Source organism: Noviherbaspirillum sp. (assembly GCF_035654295.1).
Lineage (GTDB): Bacteria > Pseudomonadota > Gammaproteobacteria > Burkholderiales > Burkholderiaceae_D > Noviherbaspirillum.
Map to the genome: position 1 here is coordinate 1 of NZ_DASRXF010000145.1, position 19,004 is coordinate 19,004.

Genomic DNA, 19,004 nt, shown 5'->3' on the forward strand with positions numbered 1-19,004 from the left:
CCGGGCCGGGTTTCTTCATGCGCAGCCATGAGAACACGCCGTACGCCTGGGTTGATGCGTTCAACAGCAAGAAGGACCGCGACGTCATGCAGATCATCGACAAGCAGACACTCAAGGTCGTCGCGCAACTGCGGCCGAGTCCGGGGAAAGTGGCGGCGCATACCGAGTTCACGCGGGATGGGCGGTTTGCGCTGGTGAGTATCTGGGAGAACGACGGCGAGCTTGTTGTGTACGATGCGAAGAGCTTGAAGGAGGTGAAGAGGTTGCCGATGAAGAAGCCTTCGGGGAAGTACAACGTGCATAACAAGGTTACGCGGTCGGCGGGGACGAGTCATTAAACGGTTTTTTGTTTAGGGCGTTTCTTCGGTGCCCCGGAGCTGTAGGCTCTTCGTGGATGCTTGCCGGGACTGGCCCCGGCGGGCCACCTACTTTTTTGCTTCGCCAAAAAAGTAGGCAAAAAAGGCGACCCCGGGATCGCTGCCCCTGCGGGGTTCCCGAACAAGCCGGGACCTAAGCGGGAAGCGCGGAAACTCGCCTTCGGCTCAGACACCCGCGCTTCTTTATCCGCTTAGGTCTCGGCTTGTTCGGCATCGCTCCAAGGGGAGTTAACTGCAACCCCATCCCCACCCTGACCCTCCCCTTGAAGGGGAGGGAATTGTTCAAGGTCTCATTACTGGCCAAGAAATGCTGCGACCGCATTAACGCTGCGCTCGTCACAATCAACGGCGGCCGCTCATCGGGTATTCCATCCCCTTCAAGGGGAGGGTCAGGGTGGGGATGGGTTGCGCCGTTATCCCCTTGGAGCGCTGCCGAAAGTGTCCGTGCCTAAGCGGATAAAGAAGCGCAGATGTCTGAGCCCGCAGGGCGAGTTGCTGCGCTTCCCGCTTAGGCACGGACACTTTCGGGAACCCCGTCAGGGGCAGCGATCCCGGGGTCGCACCTCGGCGGCCCCCTTTCTTTGCTTACTTTCTTTGGCGAAGCAAAGAAAGTGAGTGGCCCGCCGGGGCCAGTCCCGGCAAGCCCCAACGGAGTGACTACAGAAACGCTTCACCGAAGAAAACAACAACAACTACAACAACAAAAAAATATGCTGTAATCGCCCAAGCACCACCCCCACTGGCAACCAGGAGAAAAAACATGAAAAAACTTGCAGCCGCTCTCATCCTCACCCTCCCCCTGATCCACCTCCCCACCCAAGCCGCCACAGAGCAGCAAAACAAGATGGCCACCTGCAACAAGGAAGCCGCCGACAAGAAAGGCGACGAGCGCAAGGCGTTCATGAAGGAGTGCCTGAGCAGCAAGCCGAAGGTGAGTGAGGCGCAGAAGGCACAGCAGGAGAAGATGAAGACCTGTAACGCCGAGGCCAAGGACAAGAAGGGCGACGAGCGCAAGAAGTTCATGAGCGAGTGCCTGAAGAAGGGCTGAACCTCCGCACATCGGTCTTCATTTCCGCATCCGTGTAGAAATTGCACGGATGCGCTTGCGTCAAGGCGCGCGTACCAGCCGGAGCGCGCGGGCATGCTTCTCGCATCGGTGCTGGCATCCCCCCACGGGATACTGGCTTTTCAGAAATCCATTTCTATAATGAAGCGATGGGAATTTTTGACGCAGCTCTGCCAACCTCCGTCGCCGCGATGACCGCGGCAGCCGCGTTCGCTGCGGTGTACCGCAGCGCGCGCTGGGCCGACTGGCGCCGGCTGTCTGCGCCCGGAGCGTTTTCCGCGTGGTGCTGCGCGATCATCCTCCTGCCGCTGGTCTGGCGTTTCAGCGTGCCGCTTCCCGGCGGGCCGGCGCTGCACATGGTCGGATTGCCGATCTTCGTCCTGATGTTCGGGCGCCGGCTGGCGATGACCGGCGCCGCGCTGTCGGTGTTTGCCTATACCCTTGCGTTCGACGGCCTGTGGCTGAACTTCGGCCTGAACCTGCTCCTGCTCGCCGTCCTGCCCGCCTATTGCGGCGATGCGCTGATGCGCGCGACCGAACGCTTCCTGCCAAGGCACATGTTCGTCTACCTGCTCGGCAACGGCTTCTTCGGGGCGATGGCGATGCTGGCCATCCTCAATACGCTGTCGCTCGGTGTGTACTACACGATGACGTTTTCCAGGCCGCTCGGCCCCGATATCGTCGCGTATGCGCTCCTGCTGTCCTGGGGCGAGTCCTTCCTCACCGGCTTGCTGCTCACCATGTTCACGGTCTACCGGCCGGAATGGGTGCTGACCTTCGACGACAAGGTCTACCTGAGCGGCAAGTAGTCAGTCCCCCTTGATCCACGCGGCGGCCGCGCGCATGACGGCTTCCGGCTGATCGCGGTGCGGCGAATGGCCGCAGTCGGCGAGCGGCAAGGCCTTGGCCTGTTGCGCGAGCCGTTCGATGCCGTAGATCTGTTCCAGCGTGCCGTATTCGTCGCCTTCGCCCTGGATCGCCAGCACCGGGCAGGCGATCTTCGGCAGTTCCGCTTCGATGTTCCACTCGCGGAACGCCGGGTCGAGCCAGGCATCGTTCCATCCCCGAAACACAGACTCAGGATCGCGGTGGTGGCGGGCGAGCCGCGCTTTCAGGTCGGTCTGCAGGAAGGCTTCGCGCGCCTGGCGGATGCCGGCGACGGTGATGTCTTCGACGAAGATGTGCGGCGCCATCACCACCAGCCCGCTCACCTGTTGCGGAAAGCGCGCCGCGTACAGCAGCGCGATCGAGCCGCCGTCGCTGTGGCCGAACAGCCAGGGCTTTTCCACGCCGAGCGCGGACAGCAGCGCCGGCAAGGCGTCGTGCGCCTGTGCATGCAGGTAGTCCGGCCGCAGCGGCGCGTCGAGCGGGCGCGGCGTGGACTGGCCGTAGCCGTAGCGGGAAAACACCAGGCCGCGCAAGCCGTGCGTTTCGCAGAAGCGCTGCGGGAAGTCGCGCCACATCGAGATCGAACCGAGGCCTTCGTGCAGGAACACGACGGTGGGGAACGGAGATTGGCCGGGGCCGATCCATTGGACGTCGAGCGAGGCGCTGCCGTCTTTCCAGGGGATGTGTACGAAGGGCATGGGTGACGTTGAACCGTTGAATGTTGCCTGCATTATTGCAGTTCCCGGCACGCCTTTGCCAACGCCGCTACACTCTCAGGCATGAATGTGCCCGACGCCCGCCCTGACAACCGCCACGACGCACTGCTTGCATGGCTCTTCGTGCTCGTCTGGGGCTCCGGCTATCTCGCCAGCAAGGTGGGGATGCAGTACGCGCCGCCATTCACCTTTCTCTCGCTGCGCTACATCTTCGGCGTGCTGTGCCTGGTGCCGTGGCTGCTCATCGCGCGCCCGCCGTGGCCGGCGAGCGGGCGGGAATTCTTCCACATCTGCGTGGCCGGACTGCTCATGCACGCGCTGACGCTGGGCGGCAGCCACTATGCACAATACCTCGGCATGTCGGCCGGGATCACCGCGCTGCTGCTGGCGACGCAACCCTTGCTGACTGCCGTCTTTGCGCACCACATGACCGGCGAGCGCCTCATGTCTTCGCAATGGGCCGGCGTCGTCCTCGGGCTGGCGGGGGTGGCGCTGGTGGTATGGCACAAGGTGGACGTGAAGGCCGTCACCGCGGCGAGCCTGGCCGCGGCTGCCATCTCGCTGGCGGCGATGACCACGGGCACGCTGTACCAGCGCGCCTTCTGCAGGACGGCCGACCTGCGCAGCTCATCCTTCATCCAGTTCGTGCTGTCGCTGTGCGTGCTGGCGCCGGCGGCGTGGGCGGTGGAGGGGTTCAGCGTGCGCTGGAGCTGGCAGATGGCGGCGGCCATCGTGTTCCTGGTGATTTTCGCATCCATCCTCGCGGTGAATGCGCTGCACCTGCTGATGCGGCGTGGTCACGCGGCGAAGGTCACCAGCCTGATGTTCCTGACGCCGGTGGTGGCGGTGTTCCTGGAATGGGTGATGTTCGCCGTAGTGCCGACCGGCCTGAGCATCGCGGGGATCGTGGTGACCTGTCTCGGCGTGGCGCTCGTGTCACGGCGCTAGCCTTCCCTGGTGCGCTTGCGCCGGCGCCTCATGAGCGCCAGCAGCACGCCGCCGCAGGCGAGCAGGAGTATCGCCGACAGGTGTCCGAATGCGATCCGTTTCAGCCATGTTCCGCTCGCGGCCGGCACCGAAGCCGCTTCGCCGACGTGCAGGGTGCGCCCGGGAAGGGCGGACGTTTCGGCCTTGCCGGTGGCCACATTCCACCAGCGCAGCTGCAGCGGCGGCACCGTGAACAAGCCGCTGTCGGCCGGCATGATGACGAAGGTCTGCTCGCGCACGGCGACGTTGCGCTCGCCGGAGAAATAGTTCTGCAGGCGCGGCTGCCCCGGTAACACGCCCATGCCGTCGACCTTCACCTCCAGCTCCGGCAACTGCGCTGCTTCCACGCCGGTCGCCTCGATGCGCAGCGTGCGGCGATGCACGCCGTTTTCCACGGTGGTCCACTGCTCCGTCAGCTTCAGCGCACTGGCCGGCAGCCAGGGTGCGCCGTCGGCCTGGATGTCCACCGGCAGCACGGTGAGCGTGCGCGCGGGCGCGTCGATGCGGATGGCGCGCCAGCCGTCCGGCCGCGCTGCGTTGGACGGCACGCGGCCCATGGCATAGGCGCCGGCAAGCTCCAGCGTGCCGCTGGCGAAGGGGAAGACGGCATACCTGCGCTCATGCACGCGATAGCGCCGGCCATCGCGTTCGGCTTCAAAGGTCCGGTCCTCGCCGATGCGCCGCAGGTCGGCCAGGCGCAGCGCGGGAGCGGCCAGTTGCACGTCCCGCACGTCCACGGCATGCAGGAAGCGCAGGCGATAGACCGCCTGCGCGTGCACATGCACTTCCGGCCTGTCGAGCTCGGCTTCCACCAGCAGGTCGCCGGCAGCATATGCAGACATGGCGGGCACGGCGGCCAGCAGCACGAGGCGGAAAAGTGTTTTCGCCACCGGCGCAAGCAGGTGCAAGTGTGTGTGATCGGTGCGCATGGCGAGCAGTATGCCACCCGTTCGCCGCACCTTCCCGCCGCCGATTTGCTGCAGCGGCGCCGGCAGTTGTCATTTCAACCGCGCCGGATTGTCCGCCGCGGATTTCGCCATCTGCATCGCCTTGTCATAGCTTTCGCAGGGAAAGCCGGCCGCTTCGACTTCGCCGTTGGCGCGCACCTCATAAGTCATCCAGTGGTCGCCTTCCTGCTTGAGCACCACGTCGCCGGGCTGGCAGTGCACCGCGATCTCGTCATTGATGTACAAGGTCACGATGTTGATGTTGTTGTGCTGGATGAAGGTCGGCATGGCGGCTCCCGGAAGGCTGTCATGCCGTTTGGACAAGCGAATCGTTGCCGGGTTTTCATCTTCCGGCGCTGAAAATTGTTACTTCACAAAGGGCATGCACAAAACACGCTACACCAATGAAAACATGCCGCTTTTCCGGAGATCGTTTACTTGCGCGCGGGAAGGGATGGGCATATATTCTGTCCATGCGCTCTCGAAACAGAGTGCGGATACAAGAGCAGATTCAACAACTGGACCACTCTCCAGATAGGTTAGGGCTCCAGGAATCTACTCTTGTATCCCAGACGCCAAAGGCCCGCCTCCGAGCGGGCTTTTTCATTGCCTGTCAACTGCAAGGACGCAACGGAAAAACTTTGCGTTTTGACCAATTCCAAAGACTTCGGTGTAAGATCTGGACTCCAAAAAAAATCCAACCCAGGACGGGGCGGGAGACAAATAAAGCCCGCTTGGCCAAAAGCCGAGCGGGCTTTTCCATTTGCACGATAGCCTTTGCAGGCCGGGAGTTGACCCTGGAGACAGATATGCACCAGGGCAGTGCAATTTTCTCCAGATATAACAGGCGCGTATATCGGTTATCACGACAATAAAGCAGACACCGTCGCGGGCGGGGACTATAGTTCAACTGTCTCCTCCAACTCTCCTAGAATTGGATTTAACCCGCTACCGCAAGGCAGCGGGTTTTTTTTTGCCAGTACCAGGTGCAGGCTGAAATCCAACAGCAACCGCGCACGTTATCCCCCTTTTCACGTCAGTTAGCGACATATGAAATCGACCCGGAAATACTTGATCTGGGTCAAGGTGGGAGCGTTTTGCGCATCGCTAGAATCGTCGGGGGCGAGCAGCCTGCCGCCCCTTCACTCCAGGACCAAGAACACACCATGATCGCATTCCTGCTTTCGTCCCGCGTCGCCCTCCTGGTCCTGGTTCCCGAAGCACCTCCGCAAGCCGGCGCGTGCTAGCGCGCGTCCCTGCACCGAATTCATCACCGACAAACCAATACCGACAGAAGCCACAGGCCAATAGGGAGTTCATTCATGCATAAACTGGAAAGCGCCGCGATCGTCAGTGCTGCGGCACTCGCGGAGCCGCAAGACATCTCCACCGAAGTGTTGATCGAGAAGTACGCAAAAGGCGACGAGACCACGATCGACCAGGTCATCACCCGCGTATCGAAGGCGCTTGCCGAGATCGAACAGCCCAAGCAACGCAAGAAGTACGCCGAGGAATTCCTGTGGGCGATGCAGAACGGCTTCATCCCCGCCGGCCGCGTCTCCAGCGCCGCCGGCACCGGCTTGCAGACCACGCTGATCAACTGCTTCGTGCAGCCGGTGGGCGACTCCATCACCGAAGACGTCGGCGGCAAGCCCGGCATCTACACCGCGCTCGCGCAGGCCGCCGAAACCATGCGCCGCGGCGGCGGTGTCGGCTACAACTTCTCCGCCATCCGTCCCAAGGGCGCCATGGTCAAGGGCACCGGCAGCAGCGCCTCCGGCCCGATCTCCTACATGAAGGTGTTCGACCGCTCCTGTGAAACGGTCGAGTCCGCCGGCGCGCGCCGCGGCGCGCAGATGGCCGTGCTCAATGTCGAGCATCCGGACATCGTCGACTTCATCACCGTCAAGCAGGAAAAGGGGCAGCTCAACAACTTCAACGTCTCGGTGGGCGTCACCGATGCATTCATGCGCGCGGTGGAATCTGACGGCGAATTCGAGCTCGCGCACAAGGTCGAGCCCAATGCCGACATCAAGGCCAAGGGCGCCTACCTGCGCGAAGACGGCAAGTGGGTGTACAAGAAGGTGCAGGCCCGCCTGATCTGGGACCTGATCATGCAGAGCACCTACAACGCCGCCGAACCCGGTGTGCTCTATCTCGACCGCATCAACCAGGAAAACAACCTCGCCTACGCCGAATACATCGAGGCGACCAATCCCTGCGGCGAACAGCCGCTGCCCGACTATGGCTGCTGCTGCCTCGGCTCGCTCAATCTCACCGCCTACGTCGACAAGCCGTTCTCGCCGGAAGCCAAGTTCGACTTCGACCTGCTCGCCAAGGTAACCAAGCTCGCCGTGCGCATGCTCGACAACGTGCTGATCGCCACCAAGTGGCCGCTGCCCGAGCAGGCGCGCGAAGCGGAAGCCAAGCGCCGCCTCGGCCTCGGCTTCACCGGCCTGGGCGATGCGCTGATCATGCTCGGCGTGCGCTACGACACCGAAGAAGGCCGCATCCTCGCCGCCAACATCTCGCGCGTCATGCGCGACGCGGCTTACGAAAGCTCGGTCGACCTCGCGCAGGAGCGCGGTGCCTTCCCGCTGTTCGATGCGGAGAAATACCTCAAGGCCGGCTTTGCCTCGCGCCTGCCCGAAGGCCTCAAGGCACGCATCGCCCAGCACGGCATCCGCAACTCGCACCTGACCTCGATCGCGCCCACCGGCACCATCTCGCTCGCCTTCGCGGACAACGCCTCCAACGGCATCGAGCCGGCGTTCTCCTGGTTCTACAACCGCACCAAGCGCATGCCCGACGGCACCAAGAAAGACTACACCGTCGAAGACCACGCCTACCGCGTCTACCGCGCGCTCGGCAACGACACCAACAAGCTGCCCGAGGCCTTCGTCTCCGCGCTCGAAATCTCCGCCATCAACCACATGCTGATGGTGGCCGCCGTCGCGCCCTACGTGGACGCGGCCATCTCGAAGACCGTCAACGTGCCGGAAGACTATCCGTACGAGGAATTCAAGGACCTCTACATGGAAGCCTGGCGCAAGGGCCTGAAGGGCATCACCACCTACCGCCCCAACGGCGTGCTCGGCGCGGTGCTGTCGGTGCCTACGGCAGCGACCAATCCGCAGCCGATGCAGCTCTCCGAGCAGGACAAGCGCCTGGTCCTGAAGGACCTTGCGATGGCCCCGCCGCTGGCCTCGCTGCGCTGGCCCTCGCGCCCCGCGCTGCCGGCCGGCGCCAGCGCCTGGATCAGCGAGATCATCGACACCCCGCAGGGCGAGTTTGCCGTTGCGGTGAGCGACAAGGGCGGCGTGCCCTTCGAAGTCTGGGTGCTCGGCGGCCAGCCGCCGCGCGGCCTCGATGCCATCGCCAAGACCCTGTCCACCGACATGCGCGCCAACGACCGCGGCTGGATGCGCCGCCGCCTGGCGCTGCTCTCCAGCGCCTACGGCGACCCGTTCGACATGCCCATGCCGCCGAACGGCCAGGTCATCCAGGTGCCCAGCGCCACCGCCGCCTTCGCCCGGCTGGTCGAATACCGCTACAGCCAGCTCGGTGCGCTCGACAAGCAGGAAAACGACCCGACCCCGGTGCTCGACGCCCTGTTCGCGCCGCACGAACCGAAGACCGGCACCGACGGCACGCTGGCCTGGGTGGCCGATGTGCGCAACCCGGCCACCGAGGACGACTTCGTGCTCATGCTGAAAGAGCTGCAGATGCCCGACGGCACCCGCCGTCCGTACAGCATGTGGCTCACCGGCGGCCATCCGCACACCCTCGACGGCCTGTGCAAGCTGCTGTCGCACGACATGCGCGTGGTCGACCCCGCATGGATCGGCATGAAGCTGCGCAAGCTGCTCAACTACGCCGAGCCGCGCGGCGACTTCCTCGCCCGCGTGCCCGGCAGCGAGAAGCAGGCCAGCTACCCCTCCACCGTCGCCTACATCGCGCAGCTGGTGATCCACCGCTACGCCATGCTCGGCATCCTGACCGAAGAGGGCTTGCCGGTGAAGGCCATGGGCGTGGTGACGGACGAACCGGCACAGCCGCACGCGGCGAAACCGGCGCCCACCATCCACGGCAAGCTGTGCCGCGAATGCGGCAACACTACCGTCATCAAGAAGGATGGCTGCGAGTTCTGCACGGCGTGCGGAGCGATCGGGGCCTGCGGCTGATGGCGTAGGCGCACGCTGCCGCTGCGTCCCGCCGTCAACACGAAATGGCTCACAGTCCTCGCGGGCTGTGGGCCATTTTGTTATTGCAGGCCTGCGTCTTGCTCCGCTCAATCCCGATATACTGGTTGTTGATACTCTTGCATTCGAGAACGGCGGCGACATGGCTACGTCCGACACACCCACACTTGCGTTTCTCGCGGACGGCGGTGAAACGGGCGCACTGATCCGTTCCCGCGACTGGTCGCAGTCGCCCCTCGGCCCTCCCGCCGAGTGGCCGCAGTCACTGCTGTCGGTCGTTGGGCTGATGCTGAACTCGAAGTTCCCGATGTTCATCGCCTGGGGCGATGAGCTTGGCTTTCTCTACAACGATGCCTACGCCGAAATCCTGGGCGCCAAACATCCCGCGGCGCTCGGCCGGCGTTTCCACGATATCTGGGCCGAGATCTGGGACGACATCCTCCCCATCATCGAGCAGGCCATGCAGGGCAATGCCACCTACCATGAAAACCTGCCCCTGAAGGTGAGCCGCAAGGGGTATGACGAAGATGCCTGGTTCACCTTCTCCTACTCTCCGCTGCGCGATGAAAGCGGCAAGGTGGCCGGCATGTTCTGCGCCGTGACCGAAACCACGGATCAAGTGCTGGCGGAACGCCACCGCGCCGCGGAGTACGAGCGCCTGCGGCAGCTGTTCCAGCAAGCGCCCGGGATCATTGCCGTGCTGCGGGGGCCGGAACATACCTTCGAGATCGCCAACGATGCCTACCTGCAGCTTGTCGGCCATCGCGACATCCTCGGCAAGCCGGTGCGCGAGGCGCTTCCCGAAGTGGCGGAGCAGGGCTTTTTCGAGCTGCTGGACGGCGTTTATGCGAGCGGCAAGCCGTATATCGGACATGAGATCTCCGTCAGGCTGCGGCGGCGTTCGGGCGGGGCGCTGGAGGAACGCTTCGTCAATTTCGTTTATCAGCCCACGGTCGACCACCGCGGCGATGTTTCCGGCATTTTCGTCGAAGGCAGCGACATTACCGAAGCCGTGAGGGCACACCGCGCGCTGCAGGAAAGCGAGCAGCGCCTGCGCCAGCTCGCCAATACCATTCCGCAGCTTGCCTGGATGGCGGACCCCGAAGGCACCATCCACTGGTACAACGACCGCTACTATGAGTACACCGGCCTGGACTTCCAGCAATTGAAGGACGATGGCTGGCAAAACGTCGTCGACCCTGCCGTCGCGGCGGAGGTCGCCCGGGTGTGGAAGGAAACCCTCGCTGCGGGAAAAGCAATGCAGATGACCTTCCCCCTGCGCGGCGCGGACGGCAAGTACCGGCACTTCTTCACCTCGGTGGCGCCGCTGCGCGATGCCGGCGGCAATATCGTGCAGTGGTTCGGCACCAATACCGACGTCACGCCGCTGGAGAGCGCGCAGAACGAACTGAAGGCCGACAATCGCCGCAAGGATGAATTTCTCGCGATGCTGGCGCACGAGCTGCGCAATCCGCTCGCGCCCATCGCCACTGCCGCAGAACTGCTCAAGCTGACGGTGCTCGATGAAGGGCGGGTACGCTCGACAAGCGAAGTGATCGCGCGCCAGGTCCAGCACATGACCGAACTGGTGGACGACCTGCTGGACGTTTCCCGCGTGACGCGCGGACTCGTGACGCTGCAGGAAGAGACGCTGGACGTGCGCACCCTGCTCGCCGACGCCGTCGAGCAGGTGAATGCGCTCATGGAATCGAAGCAGCATCACTTCACGGTGCAGGTGCCGGACCAGCAGGTCTTTGTGCGCGGCGACCGCACCCGCCTGGTCCAGGTCTTTTCCAACATCCTCAACAACGCGGCGAAGTACACGCCGCCGAACGGGCGGGTCACCCTGCGTGTCGTGTCGGGCCCGGCCGATGTCGACATCGCGGTGGAAGACGATGGCATCGGAATCGCCCCCGCCCTGCAACCCTATATTTTTGACCTGTTTACGCAGGCGGAACGGTCGCCCGACCGTTCGCAGGGCGGACTGGGGCTGGGGCTTGCACTCGTCAAGAGCCTGCTCGCCCTGCAGGGCGGCGAGGTGTCGGTGCACAGCGAAGGGATAGGCAAGGGAAGCAGGTTCACGGTGCGGCTGCCGCGGGTGGCGGGCGAGGAATCCCGTGCTGAAGCGCGGGGTGCGAAGAGCGACATGCCGTCCGCAGCGGGCAAGGCGCGGGTGCTGGTCGTCGATGACAACAAGGATGCGGCCCAGATGCTGTCCTTGCTGCTGGAAACGGCCGGCCATGAGGTAGCCGTCACTTACAATGCCGGGGCCGCCCTGGCAGTCGCGCAGGAGGCCGCCCCGGCCGTCCTCTTCGTGGACATCGGCTTGCCCGACATGGATGGCTACGAGCTCGCGCGGCGGCTGCGGGCCTGTCCGGAGACGGCGCGCGCGCTGCTCGTGGCGGTCACCGGATACGGACAGCCGGAAGTCCATCAGCGTGCCATCGAAGCCGGCTTCGACCACCACCTCGTCAAGCCGGTCAAGGTCGGTGATGTCCTCGGGCTCATGGCCGACACGCACGATACGCAAGATACGCAACCCTAAGCGCGACTTTTTTTCATCCGGCCTGTCACAAGGCCGGCCGGCCGCACGTCTAGAGGTAAAGGACGGGGCATGGGGCGCCGTCCTTGATCAACGGAAAGGATAGCCATGTCACATGCCGCCCGGATTCCCCTGCTCAAGCATGCTCCCGCCAACCTCAAGGCCTTGCTCAACCTGTCGATGGCCGCCAAGCAAAGTTCGCTTGGCGAGCGCCTCGTCGAACTGATCAACCTGCGCATTTCCCAGATCAACGGCTGCGGCTTCTGCGTCGATATGCACTGGCGCGACCTGCTCCGGCAGGGCATGGACCCGCGCCACCTCAATGCCGTCGCCGTGTGGCGCGAAGCGCCCTTCTTCAGCGAGCGCGAGCGGGCGGCGCTGCGCTGGGTGGAAATCGTCAACAACCAGCCGCATAGCGATGCCAGCGACGCCGAGTTCGCGCGGGTGCGAGAATATTTCTCGGAAACCGAAGTCGTCGAGCTCGGCTATGCCGTGGCCGCGATCAAGGGCTGGAACATGCTCAACCTCAGCCTGCGCAACCCGATTCCGGAGGTTCCGGCGCCGGGCATGTGACGGAAAGAAAGGACGCTGATGAAAGAAGATGGCAAGGCTGCCGCAGACGGCGTATTTGCCGGCGTGCGCGCCAGGCTGTTCTCCGTTGCCTACCGCATGCTCGGCACCCGTGCCGATGCCGAGGATGTGGTGCAGGATGCCTGGCTGCGCTGGCAGGCGGCCGACCACGCCAGCCTGCAGTCGGCGGAAGCCTGGCTGGTGACGGTCACCACCCGGCTGGCGCTGGACAGGCTGCGCGAACGCAAGGCCGAGCGCGAGAGCTATACCGGATGGTGGCTCCCCGAGCCGCTGGTGGAGCTGGACGAGAATACGCCCGAGAGCGCGGCGGAACTTGCCAGCGATGTCTCGCTGGCCCTGCTCTGGACGCTGGAGCGCCTGAGCGCGGACGAACGCGCCGCCTTCCTGCTGCGCCAGGTATTCGACCAGGATTACGCTGACATCGCCGCCTTGCTCGGCAAAAGCGAAGCCGCCTGCCGCCAGCTCGCGCACCGCGCGCAGGACAAGGTGCGCGACGGCCGCCCGCGCTTCCAGTCGTCGCCCGAGGCGCATCGGGCGCTGCTGCTCGCGTTCATGCAGGCGGCGGGACGCGCCGACCGGGAAGCGATGAAAGCCTTGCTCTCGCCGGACGTGACCTTCGTCAGCGACGGCGGCGGAAAGATGCCGTCCTTCCATCGCATCCTGCGCGGCGCAGGGCGCATTGCCGGTGTGTTCTGGTCGCTCGAGCACCAGCACCCCGGGCAGGTGCAATACCGCATGGCACGGATCAATGGCGAGCCCGGCCTGCTGCGCTACGTCAACAGCCGGATCGAGTCGGCCCAGTCCTTTCATATCGAGGATGGCCGCATCGCCGGCGTGTTCGTGGTCCGCAATCCGGACAAGCTGACGGGCGTGCCGCCGCTGCCCTGACCGGAATTCCTTACTCCTTCTCTATGCCCGCCTTGCGGATGATCTCGCCCCATTTCCTGGTCTCTTCCGCCTGGAAGCGGGCGAGTTCTTCCGGACTGGTGACGAAGACTTCCACGCCGCTCTGTGCAAAGAAGGCCGATTTCGCCGCCGGGCTTTTTGCCGCTTTCGACAGCAGTTCGTTGAGACGTGCCACGATGGGCTGCGGCGTCTTGGCCGGCGCATAGGCCGCGAACCAGTAACCGATGTCATAGCCCTTCACGCCGGCTTCCTCGATCGTCGGCACTTCCGGCGCCAGCGGAGAGCGCGTCCTGGCCGAATAGCCGAGCGCGCGCAGCTTGCCGCTCTTGACGTGCGGCAGGCCGGTCGAGGTATCGGTGATCATCATGTCGATCTGTCCGCCGAGCAGGTCGGTCACCGCGAAGGTGTTGCTCTTGTACGGCACGTGCAGCAGCTTCACGTCGGCAAGCTGCTGGAACAGTTCGCCGGCCACGCGGCTCGACGAGCTGCCGCTGCCGAAGGTGATCTTGCCCGGCTCCTTCTTCGCCATTGCGATGAACTCGCCCACGTTCTTCGCCGGGAACTGGGTGTTCACCACCATGATCTGGCCGCCCTTGCCCAGGCCGGTGATCGGGGCAAAATCCTTGACCGGATCATAGGGAAGCTTCTTGAACAGGTGCTCAGCCGCTGCGTGCGTCGTGTTGGTGGTGATGAACACCGTATAGCCGTCCGGCGCCGCGCGCGCCGCCTCGTTGGCGCCGATGAAGCCGTTCCCGCCCGGCTTGTTGTCCACGATGACCTGATGCTTGATCTCCTGCGTGATGGCCTGGCCCAGTGCGCGCGCGAGCTGGTCGGTGGCCGTGCCGGAAGCGAAAGGCACGACCAGGCGGATCGGCTTTTCCGGAAATTCCGCAGCGGCGGGGCCGGCGAACGCGGCGAGGCACAGGGCGGTGAGGGCGAGATAGGGGCGCAGCTTCATGGTTTGTCTCCTTGGTGGTTATCGGAATGTTGTTTGGTCATGGGAATGTCCAGGCTGAGAAGGGCGAAACTCAGGGTCTTTCCGTGCGCGTCGAGTGCCAGCGAGCGCGTCACGCCGCCGGCAAGCGCATCGTGCATGACGAAGTTGAGCGCGCCGATCGAGGGCAGCGCGTAGCGCACTACATCGCCCCGCACGATCCCGGATAGATGCGCCTTGACGCGCTCGACAGTGACGTACTGTTCGAGCAGTGGAAAGTCTTTCGGGTCATAGGCGATCACGGAGACGTTGGAAATGTTGCCCTTGTCTCCCGCCCGTGCGTGGGCTATCTCTCGCAGCAGCATGTCAGGCTTCCTCCATATGCACCGCCGTACGCACCTCGCCCCTGGGCAGGAGCACGGACACGACGGCCACGATATCCTTCGCCGACTTGCTTGCCCCGCCGCCGCCGGCTGGGCCGCAGGTGTAGAGGCTTTCCACCTCGTTTCCGATGCGCATCGCTTCCTTCAGCGATTCGGTGCGCCCCGCCACACGGATGCGCGCCTCATAGGGTTCGTTCGCTCCCGCGCATAGCTGGTCGCCGTGCATGGCGTTGACGCCCAGGATGTCGTAGCGCAGCTCGCTTGCCTGTACGGCGGTGAGCTTCAAGCGCTCCGCGACGATCTCCAGCGCGAGCCGCGCGCGGGCGAGGGCGCCGGGGCCTGCATACGACATCTGGCCTTCGCCGATATAGCTGTCGATGTAACCGATCGATGCCTTGAGCGTCTCCGGCCTCGTTCGCCCCGTCGCGCCGCTGATGCGCACGCAGTCCTTCCCGTCCTGTTCGATGCGCACGCTGGAAAAGTCCGCCACCACGTCGGGCGTGATGTAGGCCGCAGGGTCGTGTATTTCGTAGAGCATCTGCTCCTTGCAGGTGGCCGCGGTGACTTGTCCGCCGCTGCCATCGACCTTGGTGATCAGCACCGTGCCGTCCTCGTACACTTCGCCGATCGGGAATCCGAGGCGGGCCAGTCCGGGAACGTCCTTGTAGCCGGGGTCTGCGAAATAGCCGCCGGTGATCTGCCCCGCGCATTCGAGCAGGTGTCCGGCCAGCGTGCCCTGTCCGAGGCGGTGCCAGTCATCCATCGCCCAGCCGAAGCCATGGATGAGCGGTGCGAGAACCAGTGCCGGGTCGGCGGCACGGCCGGTGACGATGACGTCGGCGCCCTGCGCCAGCGCCTCGACCAGCGGCTCGACGCCGACATAGGCGTTGGCCGACAGCAGGCGGTCGCCGAAGCGGCTGACGGGCGCGCCGGTATCGTCCAGATAGTCACCGCGGCGCACGTTCTCCAGCACATCGTCGCCCGTGACAGCGGCCACCTTCAGCCCGTGCAGGTTCAGCGAACGCGCCACCTCGCGCACCTTCGCGGCGGCGGCAACGGGATTGGCGGCGCCCATGTTGGTGATGATGCGGATGCCGCGCCGGCGGCAGGCCGGCAGCACCGCCCGCATCCTGTCCTCCAGCAGCGGGTCATACCCGGTATCCGGATCCGCCATCCTCGCGCGCTGCGCCAGCGCAATCGTGCGCTCGGCCAGGCATTCGAAGATCAGGTAGTCGATCCCGCCCTTTTCGGCGAGCTCGACTGCCGGCTCGATCCGGTCCCCGGAGTAACCTGCGCCTGATCCGATTCTGATGTGTTTCATCGAAGCCCCTCGCTACCTTGAGGCCGATTGTGGGCGCGGAATTCAATGAAGTAAAATGAAAGTTTGCGATGGATTGATCGCTTTTTGGTATCAATCATGAACCCCAACATTTCGACGCGCCTGCTGCACGCATTCGTCGCACTTGCCGAGCTGAAGCACTTCACGCGCGCAGCGGAACGCTGTCACACCTCGCAGTCCGCGCTCAGCGTGATGATCGGCAAGCTCGAGGACATGGTCGGCGCCCGGCTCTTCGAACGGGACACGCGCAAGGTGACGCTGACGCCCGAGGGCGAACTGTTTGCCGAGGCCGCCGGCGTGCTGCTCGCCGAAATCGAATCGGCCTTTGCCAACATATCGGAGTACGTGGCCCTGCGCCGCGGCAGGGTATCGATTGCAGCCTTGCCGTCCCTGGCGGCGAACGGCTTGCCGTCCGTCATCGCCGAGTACAAAAGCCAGCATCCCGGCGTGCGGGTGAGCCTGCACGACGCATTGTCCGATCAGTGCCTGTCGCTCCTGCGGCAGGGAAAGGCGGATCTCGCGCTGACGGCGCCCGGTCCGGACTTTATCGAGTTCGAGACCCGCACGCTATGCAGCGATCCCTTCTACCTCGTGTGCAGGCAGGACCATCCGCTGGCGAAGAAGAAGCTGGTGCGCGTGGCGGATCTCGCCGGGCATGAAGTCATTCATCTGGCGAAGTCGTCGAGCGTGCGCCAGCATGTGGAGGTGCTGCTCAAGGACGTCCACGTCGTCCACTCCGGGTTTGAGGTCGAGCACCTCGCGACGGTTGCAGGTCTGGTGAAGCAGGGCTTGGGCGTCAGCGTCGTTCCCGAGCTGACCTTGTTCCAGTTCCGGCAACTCGACCTTGTTGCCGTGCCGCTGCAATCAGGCAATCCGATGCGGCCGATCCTGATCGTGCGGCGCAAGGACCAGCCGCTGTCGCTCGCTTCGCAGGCAATGCTGGAACTGATCGAAAAACGCCTCGGCCAGAAGGCCGCGCCGCGCAAGTACCGGCATTTCTGAGCGGCTACCTTTCCAGCAGCGCCGACACCATCTCCTTCTGCACCAGCCCCGAGCGCGCGACCACCTTGCCGTCGCGGCCGAACCAGTAGCTGCGCGGCAGCTCCCCGCGCCATTTCGGATCGATCGCGTAGCGCAATTGTTCCGGCGGCGCCGAGCCGAACGCCCATGCATTCGCGGTGAGACGGTACGCCGCCAGCTTCTTGCCGATCAGCTTTGCCGACTCGGGGTCGTCTAGCGGATCGGTGGCGATCGTCACCACCTCCAGGCCATGCTGCTTCTTCGCGTCCGCCAGCGCCTCGAAGCTCGCTGCGCAGTACGCGCAGTCGAGCGACCACACCATGACGACGAAGGGCCTGCCTTGCCGGCTTGCCTGTATTTCCTTGAACGTGGCAGGCGTGAAAGGCCGGATTGCCTCCGCCGCCCATCCTGCCTGGCACAGGACGGCAAGCGCCGCCGCCGCAATCAGCCTGTTCATGCTTTTGTCCTTTGCAATGGTATGACGCGGATACCTTCGTCCTGGGTGCGCCAGATCAGTACGATGCCGGCGGGCGACTGGATCAGGTAGGGCTTGTCGGAACCCGTTTCCGTCCGGGACGCTTCGCTTTGCATCCAGGTCGCCCCGCCATCGTCGGATTGCCGCGCCATGATGGCCGTCGATGTGCCGTCGAATTCCTTCCACACAACCGCCACATGCTTGCCACGCACCGCGACGTCGGCATGCGAAGCCTGCGCCGCGCCGAGGGACACGGGCGCACCCAGCTTGCCTGCGCTTGCAACGGCGTAGAGCGCGCCGCTCGGATCGCCTTCCTTGCCGCTGAACCAGACCTGGTGCCGCTTGCCGTCGCTGCCAAAGGCGACGGACGGGCCGTGGTGCGGGCAGGCGTCGACGGCCCAGTCGTCGAAGCTGGCGCGCCTTATCTCCGGCACTTTTCCGTCGACGCCCAGTTCGGCCAGTGCATGGTCGCGGATGTTGGGCGCGAAGATGTGGCGCCACATGACGACAGGCGTGCCGCGATGGTTCAGCGACATGCCGATACGGCAGCATTCGCACGCATGGTCGGCCACCTTGTAGTCGCCCTGGAAGGATGCGCCGCGATCCTTCGATACCGCGTAATACACCGCCGATCCGGCATAGGGCGTGTTCTGCTGCTTCGCCTGCATCGCGCCGCGTCCGTCGATCCACGCGATGAAGATCCTGCCCTCGGCATCCACCACCATCGACTCGAAGCTGTGCACTGTACGGTCGCGGTTCGCATGCACCGTGACCGGCGCGGAGAACGTCTTCCCGCCATCGAGCGAGCGCACGAAGCGGATGTCGCCGATGTGCGGCCTGGCGATGGTGCTGGTGTACGAGATATACAGCTCGCCCTTGCTGCCGATGGCGATGTGCGGGCGTGCCTCGCCGCTTGCCGCAACCGGCTCGGGCGCGGACTGGATGCGCTTGCCCGCGCTCCACGTCCGGCCCATGTCCGTCGAACTGCGCAGCACCACATACTGGTCCGTGCCCTCGGTTTCCTTCGTCACGACCCAGAGCCGGCCATCCTTGTCGAACGCCGCGCCGGTGCCGAGATCGCGCGCTGCGCTGCCGCCGTGGGCATGCTTCGCCTGCGCGGACACTGTACCCGGTGCCATCCACGCCCCCGCCGCGCAAAGCATCCCTGCCAGCAGGAATGCACGCCTTTGCGTCTTCATCATTTGTTCTCCTTCGCTGCTTCCGTCACGAATGCAATGCGGTTGATGCCCACGCCCTGCGCCGCCGCCATCACTTCCGTCACCCGCTCATAACGGGTACCGCGATCGGCGCGCAGATGCATTTCCCGTTCCGGCTTCCCGGCGGCCGCAGACTGCAGACGCAGGCCCAGCGACTCAGGCGCAACTTCGCTGCCGTCGACGAAGACCTTGCCCCCGGCGTCCACCGCGACCTGGATGACGTGCGGGCGTTCGTCGATGCGGCTGGCATCCACGCGCGGCAGGTCGACCGGAACGGCCTGGTTGAACAGCGGCGCGGTGATGATGAAGATGACGAGCAGCACCAGCATCACATCCACCAGCGGCGTGGTATTGATCTCGGCCATCGGCTGGGTTGCTCCGGCCTTGCTGCCGTTGTAATTGAAGGCCATCGCC

At 64.5% G+C, this 19,004-nt stretch carries 18 protein-coding genes; 9 read left to right on the forward strand and 9 right to left on the reverse strand.

Going from position 1 to position 19,004, the window contains the following annotated elements:
- The 3 genes from VFF99_RS14155 to VFF99_RS14165 all read left to right on the forward strand — a co-directional run.
- Positions 1-338: cytochrome D1 domain-containing protein (locus VFF99_RS14155; protein WP_325018946.1), on the forward strand; the 338-nt coding region annotated here is incomplete at its 5' end.
- Between the two features lie 799 nt (positions 339-1,137).
- On the forward strand, positions 1,138-1,425 hold the full coding sequence (locus VFF99_RS14160; RefSeq protein WP_325018947.1) for a PsiF family protein: 288 nt from the start codon (positions 1,138-1,140) through the stop codon (positions 1,423-1,425).
- Between the two features lie 167 nt (positions 1,426-1,592).
- Positions 1,593-2,252 carry an energy-coupling factor ABC transporter permease gene (locus VFF99_RS14165; RefSeq protein WP_325018949.1) on the forward strand — a complete coding sequence of 220 codons (660 nt, stop codon included), beginning with the start codon at positions 1,593-1,595 and terminating at the stop codon, positions 2,250-2,252.
- Here the strand turns inward: VFF99_RS14165 and VFF99_RS14170 are convergent, their stop codons facing one another.
- Positions 2,253-3,029 (reverse strand): alpha/beta hydrolase, encoded by a 777-nt coding sequence (locus VFF99_RS14170; protein ID WP_325018950.1) that lies wholly within the window; start codon positions 3,027-3,029, stop codon positions 2,253-2,255.
- 87 nt (positions 3,030-3,116) lie between these two features.
- Between VFF99_RS14170 and VFF99_RS14175 the strand changes: the two genes are divergently transcribed.
- Positions 3,117-3,995, forward strand: coding sequence for a DMT family transporter (locus VFF99_RS14175; RefSeq protein WP_325018952.1), 879 nt, complete (start codon positions 3,117-3,119; stop codon positions 3,993-3,995).
- Here VFF99_RS14175 and VFF99_RS14180 read toward each other — a convergent pair.
- Positions 3,992-4,963 (reverse strand): hypothetical protein, encoded by a 972-nt coding sequence (locus VFF99_RS14180; protein WP_325018953.1) that lies wholly within the window; start codon positions 4,961-4,963, stop codon positions 3,992-3,994. The genes VFF99_RS14175 and VFF99_RS14180 overlap by 4 nt on opposite strands.
- Before the next feature lie 69 nt (positions 4,964-5,032).
- The gene (locus tag VFF99_RS14185) at positions 5,033-5,269 is read right to left on the reverse strand and encodes a hypothetical protein (protein ID WP_325018955.1); all 237 of its coding nucleotides are present in this window, start codon (positions 5,267-5,269) and stop codon (positions 5,033-5,035) included.
- Between the two features lie 1,034 nt (positions 5,270-6,303).
- On the opposite strand from VFF99_RS14185, the gene VFF99_RS14190 reads away from it, so the two are divergent.
- From VFF99_RS14190 to sigJ, 4 genes are all read left to right on the forward strand, one after another.
- Positions 6,304-9,165, forward strand: coding sequence for an adenosylcobalamin-dependent ribonucleoside-diphosphate reductase (locus VFF99_RS14190; RefSeq protein ID WP_325018957.1), 2,862 nt, complete (start codon positions 6,304-6,306; stop codon positions 9,163-9,165).
- 160 nt (positions 9,166-9,325) lie between these two features.
- Positions 9,326-11,728 carry a hybrid sensor histidine kinase/response regulator gene (locus tag VFF99_RS14195; RefSeq protein ID WP_325018959.1) on the forward strand — a complete coding sequence of 801 codons (2,403 nt, stop codon included), beginning with the start codon at positions 9,326-9,328 and terminating at the stop codon, positions 11,726-11,728.
- Positions 11,729-11,833: 105 nt separating this feature from the next.
- Positions 11,834-12,298, forward strand: coding sequence for a carboxymuconolactone decarboxylase family protein (locus VFF99_RS14200; protein ID WP_325018961.1), 465 nt, complete (start codon positions 11,834-11,836; stop codon positions 12,296-12,298).
- 18 nt (positions 12,299-12,316) lie between these two features.
- On the forward strand, positions 12,317-13,204 hold the full coding sequence (gene sigJ, locus VFF99_RS14205; protein WP_325018963.1) for an RNA polymerase sigma factor SigJ: 888 nt from the start codon (positions 12,317-12,319) through the stop codon (positions 13,202-13,204).
- A 10-nt stretch (positions 13,205-13,214) separates the two neighbouring features.
- On the opposite strand, the gene VFF99_RS14210 is transcribed toward sigJ, so the two are convergent.
- From VFF99_RS14210 to VFF99_RS14220, 3 genes are read right to left on the reverse strand one after another with little or no spacing between them, the layout of a single operon-like run.
- Positions 13,215-14,180: a tripartite tricarboxylate transporter substrate binding protein gene (locus VFF99_RS14210; protein WP_325018965.1), complete on the reverse strand. Its 966-nt coding sequence runs from the start codon at positions 14,178-14,180 to the stop codon at positions 13,215-13,217.
- Entirely contained in the window at positions 14,177-14,521 is a 345-nt protein-coding gene (locus VFF99_RS14215) for an AtuA-related protein (protein ID WP_325018967.1), read from the reverse strand. The genes VFF99_RS14210 and VFF99_RS14215 overlap by 4 nt, the downstream gene beginning before the upstream one ends.
- Position 14,522: 1 nt before the next feature.
- A complete protein-coding gene (locus VFF99_RS14220) occupies positions 14,523-15,860 on the reverse strand; it encodes an acyclic terpene utilization AtuA family protein (RefSeq protein ID WP_325018969.1) in 1,338 nt (445 codons plus the stop codon).
- Between the two features lie 96 nt (positions 15,861-15,956).
- On the opposite strand from VFF99_RS14220, the gene VFF99_RS14225 reads away from it, so the two are divergent.
- The gene (locus VFF99_RS14225) at positions 15,957-16,880 is read left to right on the forward strand and encodes a LysR family transcriptional regulator (protein WP_325018971.1); all 924 of its coding nucleotides are present in this window, start codon (positions 15,957-15,959) and stop codon (positions 16,878-16,880) included.
- A 4-nt stretch (positions 16,881-16,884) separates the two neighbouring features.
- Here the strand turns inward: VFF99_RS14225 and VFF99_RS14230 are convergent, their stop codons facing one another.
- The 3 genes from VFF99_RS14230 to VFF99_RS14240 are packed head-to-tail and all read right to left on the reverse strand — an operon-like array spanning position 16,885 to position 19,000.
- Entirely contained in the window at positions 16,885-17,355 is a 471-nt protein-coding gene (locus VFF99_RS14230) for a hypothetical protein (protein WP_325018972.1), read from the reverse strand.
- On the reverse strand, positions 17,352-18,575 hold the full coding sequence (locus VFF99_RS14235; protein WP_325018974.1) for a sialidase family protein: 1,224 nt from the start codon (positions 18,573-18,575) through the stop codon (positions 17,352-17,354). The genes VFF99_RS14230 and VFF99_RS14235 overlap by 4 nt, the downstream gene beginning before the upstream one ends.
- A complete protein-coding gene (locus tag VFF99_RS14240; RefSeq protein WP_325018976.1) occupies positions 18,572-19,000 on the reverse strand; it encodes a biopolymer transporter ExbD in 429 nt (142 codons plus the stop codon). Before VFF99_RS14240 ends, VFF99_RS14235 begins: the two co-directional genes overlap by 4 nt.
- Between the last annotated feature and the right edge of the window lie 4 nt (positions 19,001-19,004).

Coding starts and splice junctions, on each gene's coding strand:
- VFF99_RS14215 (WP_325018967.1), bottom strand. CDS start 14,521: ATGCTGCTGCGAGAGATAGCCCACGCACGGGCGGGAGACAAGGGCAAC.
- VFF99_RS14240 (WP_325018976.1), bottom strand. CDS start 19,000: ATGGCCTTCAATTACAACGGCAGCAAGGCCGGAGCAACCCAGCCGATG.
- VFF99_RS14235 (WP_325018974.1), bottom strand. CDS start 18,575: ATGATGAAGACGCAAAGGCGTGCATTCCTGCTGGCAGGGATGCTTTGC.
- VFF99_RS14210 (WP_325018965.1), bottom strand. CDS start 14,180: ATGAAGCTGCGCCCCTATCTCGCCCTCACCGCCCTGTGCCTCGCCGCG.
- sigJ (WP_325018963.1), top strand. CDS start 12,317: ATGAAAGAAGATGGCAAGGCTGCCGCAGACGGCGTATTTGCCGGCGTG.
- VFF99_RS14200 (WP_325018961.1), top strand. CDS start 11,834: ATGTCACATGCCGCCCGGATTCCCCTGCTCAAGCATGCTCCCGCCAAC.
- VFF99_RS14180 (WP_325018953.1), bottom strand. CDS start 4,963: ATGCGCACCGATCACACACACTTGCACCTGCTTGCGCCGGTGGCGAAA.
- VFF99_RS14185 (WP_325018955.1), bottom strand. CDS start 5,269: ATGCCGACCTTCATCCAGCACAACAACATCAACATCGTGACCTTGTAC.
- VFF99_RS14220 (WP_325018969.1), bottom strand. CDS start 15,860: ATGAAACACATCAGAATCGGATCAGGCGCAGGTTACTCCGGGGACCGG.
- VFF99_RS14230 (WP_325018972.1), bottom strand. CDS start 17,355: ATGAACAGGCTGATTGCGGCGGCGGCGCTTGCCGTCCTGTGCCAGGCA.
- VFF99_RS14160 (WP_325018947.1), top strand. CDS start 1,138: ATGAAAAAACTTGCAGCCGCTCTCATCCTCACCCTCCCCCTGATCCAC.
- VFF99_RS14195 (WP_325018959.1), top strand. CDS start 9,326: ATGGCTACGTCCGACACACCCACACTTGCGTTTCTCGCGGACGGCGGT.
- VFF99_RS14190 (WP_325018957.1), top strand. CDS start 6,304: ATGCATAAACTGGAAAGCGCCGCGATCGTCAGTGCTGCGGCACTCGCG.
- VFF99_RS14165 (WP_325018949.1), top strand. CDS start 1,593: ATGGGAATTTTTGACGCAGCTCTGCCAACCTCCGTCGCCGCGATGACC.
- VFF99_RS14225 (WP_325018971.1), top strand. CDS start 15,957: ATGAACCCCAACATTTCGACGCGCCTGCTGCACGCATTCGTCGCACTT.
- VFF99_RS14170 (WP_325018950.1), bottom strand. CDS start 3,029: ATGCCCTTCGTACACATCCCCTGGAAAGACGGCAGCGCCTCGCTCGAC.